Annotated in this window: 14 protein-coding genes; all 14 read right to left on the reverse strand. The window is 34.1% G+C overall.

Annotated elements, in window-relative coordinates; genetic code table 11:
- On the reverse strand, positions 1-277 hold a 277-nt coding region (locus tag T368_RS13465; RefSeq protein WP_034595171.1), incomplete at its 3' end, for a hypothetical protein.
- Between the two features lie 151 nt (positions 278-428).
- Positions 429-557: a hypothetical protein gene (locus T368_RS17140; RefSeq protein WP_268902598.1), complete on the reverse strand. Its 129-nt coding sequence runs from the start codon at positions 555-557 to the stop codon at positions 429-431.
- 19 nt (positions 558-576) lie between these two features.
- The gene (locus tag T368_RS0106485) at positions 577-2,751 is read right to left on the reverse strand and encodes a hypothetical protein (protein ID WP_004089058.1); all 2,175 of its coding nucleotides are present in this window, start codon (positions 2,749-2,751) and stop codon (positions 577-579) included.
- 361 nt (positions 2,752-3,112) lie between these two features.
- Positions 3,113-3,691: a phage adaptor protein gene (locus tag T368_RS0106490; RefSeq protein ID WP_004089064.1), complete on the reverse strand. Its 579-nt coding sequence runs from the start codon at positions 3,689-3,691 to the stop codon at positions 3,113-3,115.
- 225 nt (positions 3,692-3,916) lie between these two features.
- Positions 3,917-5,212: a coiled-coil domain-containing protein gene (locus T368_RS0106495; RefSeq protein WP_004089066.1), complete on the reverse strand. Its 1,296-nt coding sequence runs from the start codon at positions 5,210-5,212 to the stop codon at positions 3,917-3,919.
- A 153-nt stretch (positions 5,213-5,365) separates the two neighbouring features.
- Entirely contained in the window at positions 5,366-5,524 is a 159-nt protein-coding gene (locus tag T368_RS15460; protein ID WP_155116667.1) for a hypothetical protein, read from the reverse strand.
- Positions 5,525-5,568: 44 nt separating this feature from the next.
- On the reverse strand, positions 5,569-5,901 hold the full coding sequence (locus T368_RS13470) for a hypothetical protein (protein ID WP_034567004.1): 333 nt from the start codon (positions 5,899-5,901) through the stop codon (positions 5,569-5,571).
- A gap of 670 nt (positions 5,902-6,571) precedes the next feature.
- Entirely contained in the window at positions 6,572-8,182 is a 1,611-nt protein-coding gene (locus tag T368_RS0106510; RefSeq protein ID WP_004089071.1) for a portal protein, read from the reverse strand.
- A 448-nt stretch (positions 8,183-8,630) separates the two neighbouring features.
- On the reverse strand, positions 8,631-9,218 hold the full coding sequence (locus tag T368_RS0106515) for a hypothetical protein (protein ID WP_004089074.1): 588 nt from the start codon (positions 9,216-9,218) through the stop codon (positions 8,631-8,633).
- A gap of 168 nt (positions 9,219-9,386) precedes the next feature.
- Positions 9,387-10,046, reverse strand: coding sequence for a hypothetical protein (locus T368_RS0106520; RefSeq protein WP_004089077.1), 660 nt, complete (start codon positions 10,044-10,046; stop codon positions 9,387-9,389).
- Positions 10,047-10,407: 361 nt separating this feature from the next.
- Complete coding sequence (locus T368_RS0106525; RefSeq protein ID WP_004089080.1) at positions 10,408-10,848, reverse strand: D-Ala-D-Ala carboxypeptidase family metallohydrolase; 441 nt, start codon at positions 10,846-10,848, stop codon at positions 10,408-10,410.
- 136 nt (positions 10,849-10,984) lie between these two features.
- Complete coding sequence (locus tag T368_RS0106530) at positions 10,985-12,574, reverse strand: hypothetical protein (protein WP_138160884.1); 1,590 nt, start codon at positions 12,572-12,574, stop codon at positions 10,985-10,987.
- A 750-nt stretch (positions 12,575-13,324) separates the two neighbouring features.
- Positions 13,325-13,447 carry a hypothetical protein gene (locus T368_RS17145; protein ID WP_268902599.1) on the reverse strand — a complete coding sequence of 41 codons (123 nt, stop codon included), beginning with the start codon at positions 13,445-13,447 and terminating at the stop codon, positions 13,325-13,327.
- 136 nt (positions 13,448-13,583) lie between these two features.
- Positions 13,584-14,219, reverse strand: coding sequence for a hypothetical protein (locus T368_RS0106540; RefSeq protein WP_004089093.1), 636 nt, complete (start codon positions 14,217-14,219; stop codon positions 13,584-13,586).
- Positions 14,220-14,263 lie beyond the last annotated feature (44 nt).

The raw sequence follows: 14,263 nt of genomic DNA on the forward strand, positions 1-14,263 counted from the left end.
CATTGCTATCAGGTCCGATATTTTTTTGTGTGTTGCTATGTTGTGGATTTTGTGTATTTTTTGTGGAATCTGTGTTAATTTGTGGGATTTTTCCTTGTGGTAATTTTGGTGGTAATTGCAATGATTGTGTTGTTTGTGTATTCTGTGTGCTTAGATTAGGATTAATGGTAGTATCTTGTGATTGTTTTAAAAGGTTTGTAGTCTTTAAGCTTTCAAGTGTATTGTTAATGAGATTATTATCATTTTCTCCTTGTGTTGGTGTGAGTATGTATCCCATGCAATGCCTTTTTTAAGTATTTGCATGAGAATAGCAAAGCTTATAAATTAAGTATATGTCGGTTAGTTTAAAGCTTTCATCTTGATTATACATTTAAGAGATTAGCCTTTAAAATAGCTAGTCATTATCGCTTAGATAACTCCTAGCTATTTTAAAGGCTAAAACTATTAAAGCCATAATGCAACCTTAAAAAGCTAGTTTTGCTTACTTGCAAGGCTTTAATACCTTGCATTGCTTTTTCCCTTGTCATGTTGAGCGATAGCGTTACATCTCTAGCCAAAGATGAATTTCACTATAAATTAAGTTTTACTTATCGCATACACCTTTTGACATGCCCTAGTAAATAACTCTAGCAAGTCTTCTTTACTTAACTGATAGATACTCTTTTTTAATCTCATCTTATAAGGTGCTACATCATAAGCTTCAAATAGCTCATCTTTCATATCAGTAAAGTAAGCTTTTCTAAATATCTGCCCTATTGCCCCTACTTGAATATTATTTCCTACATTGATAAAATTTTGTCTTTTTTCAGGCGTATTGGATACATTCTTATCCCCAGCATGATTTTTTTGTGTTATCCATGTTTCTTTTACCTTTTGCATATCAAAACCTACTTTAGCTTCATCATATACAATAAACCAAAACAATTCATGTATATAATCAGTCTCTAGTGGGTCTTCCCAAACACAATTAAATCTATCTATCTTTAACTCATCATCTGTTTCATTCCTTGCAATATAGCTATTAGGATTTTTAGAGAAAACTACATTTAAAGAGTCTAGCCCTTGTGGTGTTTGATTTGGTTTAGGGTCTTCAAGCCTTGTCCTTGTTATAACTCCTTGTGCTTCTTTAATCCATACTTCTAAATTATCTGTAAAATCAGCATTACTCATATTTTCCACTGCTTCGCTAAAAACATGCGTAAAAGTCATGCCTTGTTCTACACTCTCTTTTTCGATAATAAGGCTCTCTAGTGTTTGCAAATGTGCTTCATCTTTGCTTTGTAAGAATGGATAAGCACTTATATGTGTAGAGAGTATTTGATAGCCAACAGGGGCATAACCTATTAGCGTTTGCTTTTGTGCGTAGTTTATTCTTTGTGTATCATATAAATCTTGCAATTCTTTCTTTCTCTTTTCAGTGATAGTTGTATGCAGCAAAGTCATATTATTATCATTTTGTGCGATTTTAAATAATTCCTGCCATACAAAGCCTATAACATACATATAAGCTAATTGTTCTGTATTCATTGTTTGCAAGTTAGGTAAAAGACTTGTGAAATTTATACTCTTAGGTGTGTTTTGTGGTGGTGTGGTAGTTGGCGGTGTAGGATTGATTATTACTTGTTTTTCAATCACTTTTATTGCTACCGCCCTTCTTATACTCTCATTATCCCTTATGCCCTCAATAGTTAGCATAGTATCACCTTGAATCTTTGCAGTGATTTCTTTTGTAGCTTCATTGAAACTTGCAATAGTATCATCTTGCATATTGCTTGTATAACTTGTAGCATTTGTGATAATCTCTATTGTTTGTGTAGCCCCTACTTCTAATTCTAGCTTATCAGGTTTTATCCCCAAAGTTAAAGGCAATGGCGGTGGCGGTGTTGGTGTTACTTGTGGTGGAGTAGGTGCAGGTAAAGGAATACCAGCAGTTACATCATTAGGCTGACTTGGTTTAGTGATAGCTTCATCATTGCCATTTCTTAATTCAAAATACACTATATCTACATGCCCTTTTACAAAGCCTTCCCCAACAGATATATTTACTACTTCATTAGGATTAAGTTTAAATACGCCAAATTTAATCTCGCCACTTGTGCCTAACAAATCCCCATCATACGCCCCACTAGAGAGTTTTACATTTTGTGTTTCATTCGCCCAATATGACCTTTTATATCTATCCCCTATTGCCCACCAGCCGTCCCACCCAGTGCAGAGCCATTGTCTATAAATCTGCTTATTTGTTATTGTATTTGCTTCTATACTCAATCCAGCATTAGAGCTAAGATAGCTTCCAAAGGTAGAAGGACTAGCAACACTTACAGGGGGATTGTGTATGTAGTTATTTTGTGTTGAGCTTTTATTATGTGCTTCAAACTTATGATTTACACCATTGCCTACCCCATGACTTGCGTTTGTTCGTATCTGCCACCCACCAACAGGATTGGTAAAAGCTACAGGAAACGCACCGCCAAAGCCTTTTGTATCAGTCCCATACCCATGTCCCCCAACACATAGCACAAAGACTACACAGCCATTATCTCCAGCTTGAAATATGCCTTTTTCAGTATAGCTTTTACATACAGGGGCATAATAATCACTAGGATTTACACTCTCATTTTCAAACTTTAAAGTTTTAAAGACACTAGGCTTTTTTGGTATCCATTCTGTCTTTATCTCTGTGTTTGGTTTAAACTGACTTGTATATTCATCTCTTGGTTTAGCAATAGTTGAGACTTGAATTTTATTCATATTTTATCCTTGTGTATTTTTAAACAAATACTATACAAAAATAGCTAAAGAATAAATGTCGGTTAAGAGGGTAAGAAAGTGGTATCAAACAATGCCTCCTCTCTGTTACCTCTAGCATGTAACAAAAAGTAAATTAACTAGTCTATATATTAATAAATCGGTTTAGCTAATGCTAAAATAATTATAATTAATAGTATAATAAGCCTAATCAATCCCATTGATTGTTACCTCCTTTCTAACTTACCGCTAGAAAGTAAGTAAAACTATCCCTTTAAGTTGGTCGCTTAAAGGGACACTCTAATTATACATCATTTTTTCACTATAAATTCCAATGGCTGTTTTTAATTTCTTAAATATATAATCAAATGAGAATATATTGACTAGTAAGCATTCTACTCTCATGCGTTCGATAAATATCTCTCTGCAATTCCCTAATCTCACTCTCATACAATCCCCTATAAAATCCCACTTCTTGCAAAGCATTTTGACTAGGCTTTTTTTGCAATAATAAATACATTGCATAAAACAATAAAGCATTATTAGCAATAAGTGGCAGATTAAAGCTATCATGCTTATCTACAATCTTGTAATAACAATAATAAGTCATTACATAATCCCCAGCATGATTAAACACAATCTTATCATTACTAATACTCACATACTCACCACTTGTTATATGCTTTGCTTGATATGCCCTAAGTATTGGTATCTCTTTTTTGTTTCTTATTACATTCTTTACATCTAAAAAGTTTGTAGGCAAGTCTTGTATAAAGTCTTTTTCTACCTTATATTCTTTTTGTTGTAAAAATAGTCGTAACACCCTTGCTAGATTCACATAGCTAAGGTTAAGGCAGTCTAGTATTTCTGTATCATTCCACTTTTGCATAGATTCATCGTGCAGTCGTGAGCGGATTTCTAAAAGTAGGGTAAAGACTTCCATTTTCTTATTTCCTTTTTTGCAATTCTCACTCTCTCGTGTGATAACTTAAAAAGTTACCACTCATGCGTTTAAGATTTTTGATGAATTTTTGCGGTTTTCAAACGAAAAGCGAAGGGAGTTACCTAAGCGGTAAGACCCTGCTTTGAGTGCAGATGCAGTTGCGTAGCAACAAATCCACACTTGCAAATCCGCAAAAAGTCGCAAAAAGATAAACGCACAACTAAATTAGTTATTCGCACTATAACTAATACTCACAAACCCACTACTCCTCCCCTCCCCAATCGTTACATTCACACTAGTCCCCCCATCTAAACATGCAGCAAAAAACGCACACTCCCCATTACTTCCCCTTCCAGCAGTAGAGCCAAGTCCCCCTTGAACGCTTTTTAAATCTCCAAAGCTAGTAATACCCCCATTATTAGCAGAGTTATCATACCCACTGCCCCCTTGTAAGAATATGAGATAATTCCTTTTTGCCCCTTGTGGTGCAGTCCATGTTTGACTTGAAGCTAAATGTTCTGTCTTAAAATCTTTACCAAAGGCTATTAACTCGCCTTTAATGCCCAATATTTCAGCGTTAAGCCTTGCCATTTCAGCCATAAAAGTTTTTCCAGCCCCAGCAAATGCTTCATTAATGCTATTTATAGAATCTGTTTTAGTATCTTGCAATTCTACAATATAATCAGCCTTATGCTGTGTTAATTCTTCTATGCCCTCATCTGTTACATGCTTAATCAAATCCACTGCTATCTGTTTAGCACTATTTAAACTCGCAAGACTTGATAAAGTCGTAATGTTGATTTCATCTAAGGCTCCTAACTTTTTATCATCGATTAATTCTATAATCTCTTTTGAGAGAGATTCCATTTCAGCAGTATAACTTTTAAAGTCGCCAGCAAGTAATGCCCTATAATCTAGCCATATTTCCTTTAATTCAGCCTTATATCTATCCCCTAAAAGTGTAATAGCTTCTAGCATTTCCTGCTTTTTAGCTTCCCTCATAGCATTAATTAAGGCTTCTAATTGATTGACTTTTGCTACTAATTTATCATAGCCCATATTCACTAGACTTGTATGCCAAAACTCTACTTGGTCTCTATAATTTCTTGTTTCTTCTTTGATAGCGTCAATATCTATCTGTATTGCTTTCATATCATCACGCAAAGTAATACAATCATTCTTTAAATTCGCACATAAAGTAGCATAATCATCACATAAAGCATATAATGCAAAGGTTTCATTATAATAATATTCTGTCTCTTGCTTTAAAAGCTCGTATTTTTCTCTCTCTTGTGTGAGTGTCTGCATAATAGCTTTAATATCTTTTACTTCAGTCTCTAAAGCGGTAATAATAGTTTCAAACTGCTTTAGGGCTTCATCTCTTTTATCTAAAATCTCTTGCAAGGCTTGTTTTAACTCTTCTTTAAACTTATTCACATCACCTTGAAAGTCATTATTCACATAATCAAGTGTAGCTAAAAGCCTTAAAAGCTCCCTTGAAGTATTGAGTGTTTCTCTCACTTGTGCGAATATATCACTATTTGCATCAACTAAAGGGTTTAAGTTAAAAGGCGGAAAATTATGCGGATTTTTTAGAATCTCTTTTATAATCTCTTGTGCTTTTATCGGGTCTTTTAATATATCATTTAGGATAAAATCAGGGCTTAAGCCATTCTATAAACCCTCAATCTGCTTTTTAATAGCTTCTATCTCTTGTTTAGTAACGCTGTCTTCATTACTATTAGCTTCTAGGTCTGCTTTAATTTGGTCTTGCTCCAAAGCTTCAGCGGCAGCCTCTTGTCTTAATGTGTCAATCTGCCTTTTTAAATCCACTAAAGTAGCTGCAAGTGTTGGGTCGTTAGGATTTACAGGCTGATTTAATAATAATCATTAATCTGCTTTTCTAACTCCGCAATCTTGTCGTTTTTCTCTTTTAATTGCTCGGCAAACTCTTTATTGAGTTGTTCTAGGGCTTCTTTTTGTTGTTCTATAATCTCTTTTAGGGCTTCATCGCCTAAGCTTTGATTTAACTTCTTAAGAATATCTGCTAGATTTTTCTCTGTTACATAAGTATCGCCTGTTGTTTTATCTGCCACTTGATTTTGTGCTTGTGGTGTTACTTGTTGTGCCTCAGTCTGCCCTTGAGTTTGAGTTTGAGTTTGGTCTTGTGGTGTTTGTGTGTTTTGTGTAGGCATTATAGTTTCTCCCATAATAAAATGCCATATTGTAGAGAAAAACGCATTAAAAACAAATATCGGTTAATGTTGTATTGTTTTAGTGTAGTAAATAATCTTTTTTATTGCAACTAAAGCAAGGTAAAAGCCTTGCCCCTACTTTTTAGTAGGCTTTCTTAGTTTAGTCTTTTAAAACTTATTTTAGCAAAGCTAATATTAAGCTTAGAAAAGATACAATAAAACTAAGAATTGTCAGTAGCAATTCGAGTTTCATTAAAACTTCCTTTTTTAAGGCTGTTTGAATTTACCTGAAAGGCTGCAACCTTTCGAGTAGCAACCTCAAATATGATTATATCTACTAATTACCTAATTTCTTTTTATTTGAATATTGATTGAAGCAAAGTTTTATTTTTGCAAACAAATCGCACAAAGCCGACTCTATATGTAGCAACTTGAATTTAAGATTATGCCCTTGCGTTTAAGGTTTTGCAAACAAATCGCATAAAGCAGATTCTATGTGCGGCAATATTTTGAGTCGATTTTAAGGGTTATTGAGCTTTTTGTGAGGGAGTGTATTATACATACATGACCGAAACAAAAAGCGATAATTCCCTTAAAAGCGACCAAAAGACAACGCACTCTTTATTTATCCCCTTTTGGTAGTTTAATATCATCCGCCTTAGCTTGAGCCTCATACTTCATAGCCTTAGCTTCCTTCTCTATTAGCAGTCGCATTTAAGACTTGTAATTGTAGTTGTTGCATTTGCATTTGTAATTGTTGCATCTGTTGTGCCATAGGATTATTTTTCGCTTCTTCTGCTTTTTGAGCTAATACCTTTCTCACCTTAGCACTCACGCTAGAATCTGAATCATCTAGCACTAAAGGTAATATATCATTCATAGCTTCTTGTGGCACAAATCCACTCTTAATGAGTTCTACCCATTGACTAAATCTCTCTTCTCTTGTAGAGTTATTCTTAGCCTTAGTTTCTATCACTATATCATAGCTTCCTATCTCTATTTTATTAGCGTCATTTGTATTGATTTCAAAGTAATTCTCAAATGTATCTTCTTCTACAATCCTAAAGACTTGTGCCTTATCAAAGTATTTAGTAATATATTCTAAACACACTGAAAACACGCTTTTATCAAATAAATCACTCGCAGTTAAAAATCTCTGTATCCCCATAAGCCCTGCATTTGTCCTTTGTTGCACGACTACACCACTAGCACGACTTGTTACCTGTCCTAATGCTTCATCATTAAAACCTGCCTGCATTCTTGCTATTTGTCTGTGTTCGTTACTCTTTGAGCTTAGACTTGCTACATCATTAGAGTGATTTTGAAATTGTATTTTAGAGCTACTTAATGCCCCATCTCTCACACCTACAACAGCATTATCTAAGCTTACATGCTTACTGAACTCTTCAGCATTATCCACAGCACTCATCTCATAGAGTATCTTTTGAGAGCCTAGCATATTTGCCATTCTATTTTCTGCAAAATTTACATAGTCTTGGTGTGGTTTTACATTCCTAAAGATTCCATAAAAGGCATTTGCAGAATCTACATATAGCTTTCTTATCACAATAGGGCAATGTCTTAAGTCAAATATGCTTGTATCAGTCTGCATAATGCCTGTTTTATCCCATATAAACCTATCATATTTGCGTGTCTTAGGATTTAGCACAAAGCTTTCAAAGTATCTTACCCTTTCTCTGTAAGCATTCATGCCTACATTATTTATAATATCATATTCTCTTTTTCCATATAACTCTATCATATCATCTTTATCGTTATATAGCACTTTATGATAGTATTTACAATCGCTTCCATCTTCTTTTTGTGAATAAGGGTCAATATATAAAGCATTTATTGGTATATGCTTAATTGTTATTTTTAAATCATTATCTATTTCACTCTCACTAAGCCATACTTCAGCAGCACATATTCCACACATTAAGTCTAAATCGCATTTTTGCTTATTGATTTGATAATCCTTTGTTTGTGTTATGCTTTTTAATATATTTGTTAGAATCTGTGCTTTTTCTCTATCTTTCTTTTGAAAGCCTACTGCATTCATCTCTGTTGAAGCATTGAGTTTATAACCTAAAAGCTTTTCGCCTATTAAAGCATACATATTTTCAAAGAGTATAGGCTGTCCCCTACTTGCAAGTATGCTTTTAATATAATCAGGTAATTGATTACCCTCATAATACTCTTTTGCTTCTAAAAACTCATCATAGCTTTCTTGTAAGAGATTGAGAGATTCTTTAAGACTTTGTAGTAATTTATCATGTGTTTCATTTGTTTTCATTCCGTATTAATCCTTTCTTTGATTAATATTCATCTTTGATTATACATTCATAAGATTAGCCTTTAAAATAGCTAGTCATTATCGATACAGATAACTCCTAGCTATTTTAAAGGCTAAAGCTTACAAAGCCATAATTCAAATATTAGAATCTGTTTTTGTTTCCACTTTGTCATGTTCTCTTTCCTTGTCATGTTGAGCGATAGCGAAACATCTCTAGCTTTTTACAAGTAAAGATTTTTCGGCTAAAGCCTCAAAATGACAAGCACAAAGCAGATTCTCTGTGCGGCAATATTGCAAACCATACAAATAAACCCATATTCTAGCATTTGCATTATAGCTTTATGAGTTTTAGGGCTTTTTTATAGTAGGAGTTACCTTAAGTGGTAATGACTACTATAAAAAAGCCCTAATCTCTTAAATGTATAATCAAAGGCGAATATCTAAGCAATCAAGGATTATGTAGCAGTTCTTTAGCTACTATATATTCCAGCATAAACGCTAGATTACTCTCCTGTGCCACAAATAGCTGTGCTGTGCTTTTCATTAAATAGCTTGTTAATTCATAGTTTTTTACAAACTCTTTAAATAGCACTTCAAGTCGTGGTAATACTTGCAATGAAAAGTCATAATTATCAAGGATACTTTTACTCTCTATGCGTATTCTTCTTATCATTGCATCTCGTATTTCCCCTGTATAATTTTGCATGATATATTCAGTTACCGCCTTTGTATCTAGATTCTTTGCTAGATACTCTTTTACCGCTTCATTGACTTGATTTCTATCTAAGTTTATAAGATTGCCTAAGCCATATTTATTGATTAAGGCTTGTCCTATATCACTATAGAAACTCTCACTTGTGAAATACTCATCTTTAATGAATTGTTCGTGCATAATATCTAAGATATTCTCATCGCTAATCTTCTCATCTACTTCTGCTTTTAAAACTTTGAATTCCTGCTTTGTAGATTGCAATTCTTGCTGTGTAGTTTCATTTGCTTGAATCATATCTTGTATTAAATCAGTTAAACTTGCCATACTAAACCTTTCTTATTGGATTTTCCCTTAACATTATGCCTTTTCCTTTTGTCATGTTGCCTTTCCTTGTCATGTTGAGCAGCAGCGAAACATCTAAACCTTTTGCAAACTTACATAAAGGCTGCTAGACTTTGCAAAGCAATCCATTCACAAAAAGCAAAGCCGACATTAAGAAGCTTCAGCCCCATCTTCCTCATAGTCGTTATCAGTATTTATCGTATCACTATATCCTTGTGGCATACCAACACTACCTAGCATAAGGGTATTACCACTACCCTCTAAGTTTGCTTCAGGTGTGCCATTAGTTGTAGGCATACTACCTTGTGTGGTAGGATTAGAATCATTACTGCCATTACCTAAGCTTGATTGTGGCATATCTTCAATACTTCGTGGCTTTGTGCTAGAGTTAGCACCCATAACCATACCTTGCCCAGCACCCCCTTGTATCAATGCAGGATTATCTACTTCTTTAAGGTTATCATCTTCATCAGAATCCCACACTGCTGGTCTATACTTTGAGTAATCTATCGTAGGGGCTACTTCACCACTACCACCCCAAGCCTTATCAACACTTGCGGCTAATTGATTATTAGCTAACTCATATTTTTGCTGCTTTTCTAACTCTAAGTTAAAACTCTTTCTAGCTAAATCCATTTGCTCTTTCATCTGCTTATTTGCTTCTATGGTATTGTATATATCCATACCTAAACCAACGACACTTGTTGCAGCCTGAACGGGTGCTGCAAACTTGCCTACCTTATCTAAACCAGCAGTCAATTTACCACCACCCATCACTTTATTAATACCTTTTGTAAGCACACCCAACATAATACAACCTTAATATCAAAAATAAATAAGATTATACATAATTTGCAATGATTAAAAAATGTCGGCTAAAAAAATAAGAATTTAGTATTTGAGAGTTAAAACATGTTAAAATACATTCCCCCTTATAAGTGTAACGGCTTTATAAGGGGATTTTGCCTACTTCCTAGCGGTCGGCTAGAAAGGAGGGAAGCAAAATGCCTAAAGTGATTATATTGCTTATTTTGATTAATTTCGTGTTTATATACCGAATTTATTAAAGTTTGATTAGTTATTTTACTTTTTGTTACATGCTAGGGGTAACAGAAAGGGGGGGGGGGGGGTGTTTTGGTTTAATCCTTTCAAACACAAAGCTACGCACAAACTATGCTAGATTCAATTCCTTTTTAATCTGTGCGAAATACACTTCACCTGCTTTATTATAACTCCATCTAGCCTTATAACCCCTAGTATCTAAATGCACGAAACCCCTAAACTCATCATTAGGATTTATGCTTATTGCAATCCCAAAAGGCTTGTCATTATATGTTTTTAATACATGTTCGAATACCTTTTTAGTAGGAATGCCTTTTACTACAAAATCCACTGCATCACCTGCTATATGCCTTGATTTACTTGCCCCACCTATATTTTTATTATGCGTAGGACATCTATAACCACTATTTATAGTAATAGGGGCGTTAAAATGCTCTCTAATCTCTACTAGCGTGTCGATTAACTCATCTGTTGGCATACCTTTTGGTAATTCGCATTTACCGCATTTGCATTTAAATTCACTTTCTTTAAAATACTTGTTATCTTTCATTTTATTATTCCTTTATTAAAATTCAGTTTTGGCATTGCCCTTTCCTTGTCATGTTGAGCGTAAGCGAAACATCTATAAACCTATGCAAAAAAGATTTTTCATGCTTTTACGCATTCACAAAATGACAGCAAACCCCCTAAAACATCGTTATATTCCTTTTTGCATTCAAAAATGGATTTATTCCAAAGTAAGTCGTTATAGTGTCTTGTTTTTTACCACTGACTTTATGATATATCGTTACTTCCACATAGTCTCTATTTGGCGTATCAGCTACTGCAATAAAGCTGTTTAGTATGCTATTCAACTTGCCTGGATCGTATTCTAAAACTGTATATGCAAAACGAGTATTTCTATCAAAATATCTATATATATTTCCCCCCCCCCCCTCAAAATGTGGCACACAAGGCGTTTTTAACTCTTCTGTTATAAATATCTTCTCTGTATAGGAAACAGGATACTCCCTTGCCTTAAATCGTATCTTAGCCTTTGCCTCTTCTCTTACTAACCACTTCCAGCATTTATAAGTCTGTGCGATAGGCTCTGTTTGCTTTATCCCTACTGCCCTATTTGTCCCTATTTCTTTTATACTCTTATAATATTTTACTTCCACTCCCCCATAATTCCATACTTCATATTCACATTCATAACTTTTATTTATATCTACAATCCTAGCCCCATGCTTTACAAAAGCTTCCGCTCCCTTTTTTTGTAATAGTATGCTATCTACACCCAAATTACTACCCTTAAAAAGCCTTATGTTTGTATGATACCCAATACCTGACACAGACATTTTACGCAAATAAAAGAGTTCTATATCACTGCCTTTTAGTGTTTTCTTTTCACTCTTTACAAGCGTAATATTTGCATGTTCTGTAATATTGTGTGTCTTTTTCTCTGTTTTATTATCATTATCCTTATCCCATTGTGTGCTTGTGCTATGGATACAGCCTACAACTACTTGTATTGTATCTATTGGTCTGCCATTTTGAGTAGCTTGTATTCCTAAATCACTAGTCTTTGCATTCATATAATAAGTTGATACAATAGCGGTAAATCCTTTTACATCATTTTCATTCTCAAACTCTATGTTAGAGAATCTATTCAAATACTCATCATCATCGTCAGGGTTATTCTCATATAGATAATATGTCCCTAAATCATTCTTAGAAAGCCATTTAAAACACGCTTCTACAATCTTACTTCGCATACTTAGATATATAGGCACTGCCCCATTTAATATAGCTTTTAAGCTACTAGGATTTACCCACTTACCATCACTATAAAGATTGCTTAAATATTGGTCTCCCCCTGCTTTTTTCTCATGTTTATTATTCAACACATCATACATATCGCTATCTTTAAAGTTATCATCTAATGCCCTATAAGGCTCATGTGGCAGCATTTGGTCATATCTCTCTCTACCTGCTGCCCCCTCTTTCCATAATCTACCATTTGCATACATAGAATAAGGGTTAGTTATAGCCGTATCTACAAAGTTACCACTCTTAGGCATATTCCTTAGCATTAAATCATTTGTTTTTTGCGTTATCTCTTTCATTTCTTCTTCTTGTATAGCTGAAGATATCATATTATAGACTGATAATATCATACTTGCAGCACTTGCTGCATACCCTACAATCTGTGCGGCAAGTAACCAGCCTGTTACAGCTTGTCCGCCCGGGATAAAAGCAGTCGCAACCGCTACAATAACACTTACAATAAGCATAAATGCTTGCCAAAACTCCTGTTCTTTTTTTTACTGCCTCAAACCAGTCTTTTCTCTCTTGCATTTCAAGCAGGGCAAGTAATATCGCTTCATCAGTCATTATGTCATTTCGTAATATATGCCTTATTTTACATACATTAAGACTGCTTTCTAGCTGTTCTATTGTAGTCTGTCGTTTTATAGAGAATCCATGCGTTTTAAAATACCTTAAAACATCATCATAAGTCCATGTGCTTTGGTATTTGAGAGTAGAATCAAACACCTTTTTATAACCGATATTTTTCCAATCGCTTAAAATTTTATTTTTTTTGTAATTTTTTAGGTAATTTTGGTATATATTCTCTCTATTGTTATGGATTGCTTGTATTTTTTCGTCTCTTTGCCTTATGCGTTCCTTTTTTACCTCTTCACTAACATTATCATACCATTCCCATTGTTTCGTAGCTTCATTATACTTTTGATGAGCGCTATAAAACCAATCCCAAACCCCCTGTATTTGCCTTTGTATCTCTTTTTCTGTTGCTAGACTTGCTTGTATGAGTTCATTTTTAAAGTAGTCATCACCCTTGCCTAAAACCTGTTCTGCTATAAAGATATAATATGCACTCTCATCATAGACTTCATTCATCTCACAATTTGCCATAAACATACTAGCGATATGGTCTTTGTCTATAAATTCAACTTCGCTTCGGTAGGTTTCTTGCTTTTTTAGCATGTTTTATCCCCTTAGATTCACACTTGATTATACATTTAACAGATTAAGGCTTTTTTATAGTAGTCATTATCGCTTAGATAACTCCTACTATAAAAAAGCCTTAAAGCTATTAAAGCCATAATGCAATTGCTAGAATCTGTTTTTGTTTCCACTCGCATAAAACCGACTCTGTCGTGCGGCAGTATTTTGAGTCGATTTTAAGGGTTATTGAGCTTTTTGTGAGGGAGTGTATATATAATACATGACCGAAACAAAAAGCGATAATTCCCTTAAAAGCGACCAAAAGACAACGCACTACAAGGTTTCACTACCTAAATATTCCCTAATCTGCTCGTCTGTAAGTCCCGCAATCTGTTCTTTACTAATAACCCCATTATTCAAAATAGCCTTAATATTTACCTGTGTATTATCTTGGTTAGGATATAAGCATTTTTTCATATCAGTAAAGATACTTACCACATCTTTTGCTGCTTGTATCACTTTAGGATTAGGCACACTTGATTTTACACTAAGACTTGCAAGTCTGTTAAACTCACTTTGTGCTATTAATGCAGTCTTTGTGATTTGCGTATGTATAAAAGTCTCACTCATCGCTTTTAATAGCAATTCATCAGCAGTATTGTCAAGTATCCTTTCTTCATAAATGCTATATAGATTTTGCATATTTTCACGCATATTATGCTTTATTGCATTCTTTGCTATGCCTATGTTATCTAAGACTTCTTTATCATTTAAAAGCTTATTTGTAATCGCCTTTAATTCAGTGTTTTTAACGAGTTTTCCTTTTTCCCACTTCTCTGTTTGTATCCAATTATACAAAGTCCTCTCATTGACTTTAAATAGCTTTGCTACTTGCTTTATATCTTCATAATGTGCTTCATAATATGTTCTTACTTCTTTTTTTAAGAGTTCTTTTTCACTTTTTGTCATAGCTTTATCCCATTATAAAATAAGATATGCTAATATATATAAAA

Origin of the sequence: Helicobacter bilis ATCC 51630 (genome assembly GCF_000686565.1) — a bacterium.
Classification (GTDB): domain Bacteria; phylum Campylobacterota; class Campylobacteria; order Campylobacterales; family Helicobacteraceae; genus Helicobacter_A; species Helicobacter_A bilis.

Bases quoted from the DNA above. Each gene is read 5' to 3' on its own strand.
- T368_RS0106515 (WP_004089074.1), bottom strand. From the start codon at position 9,218: ATGGCAAGTTTAACTGATTTAATACAAGATATGATTCAAGCAAATGAA.
- T368_RS0106520 (WP_004089077.1), bottom strand. From the start codon at position 10,046: ATGTTGGGTGTGCTTACAAAAGGTATTAATAAAGTGATGGGTGGTGGT.
- T368_RS0106490 (WP_004089064.1), bottom strand. From the start codon at position 3,691: ATGGAAGTCTTTACCCTACTTTTAGAAATCCGCTCACGACTGCACGAT.
- T368_RS0106540 (WP_004089093.1), bottom strand. From the start codon at position 14,219: ATGACAAAAAGTGAAAAAGAACTCTTAAAAAAAGAAGTAAGAACATAT.
- T368_RS0106485 (WP_004089058.1), bottom strand. From the start codon at position 2,751: ATGAATAAAATTCAAGTCTCAACTATTGCTAAACCAAGAGATGAATAT.
- T368_RS0106530 (WP_138160884.1), bottom strand. From the start codon at position 12,574: ATGCTTATTGTAAGTGTTATTGTAGCGGTTGCGACTGCTTTTATCCCG.
- T368_RS0106510 (WP_004089071.1), bottom strand. From the start codon at position 8,182: ATGAAAACAAATGAAACACATGATAAATTACTACAAAGTCTTAAAGAA.
- T368_RS17145 (WP_268902599.1), bottom strand. From the start codon at position 13,447: ATGCGAGTGGAAACAAAAACAGATTCTAGCAATTGCATTATGGCTTTA.
- T368_RS0106525 (WP_004089080.1), bottom strand. From the start codon at position 10,848: ATGAAAGATAACAAGTATTTTAAAGAAAGTGAATTTAAATGCAAATGC.
- T368_RS13470 (WP_034567004.1), bottom strand. From the start codon at position 5,901: ATGGGAGAAACTATAATGCCTACACAAAACACACAAACACCACAAGAC.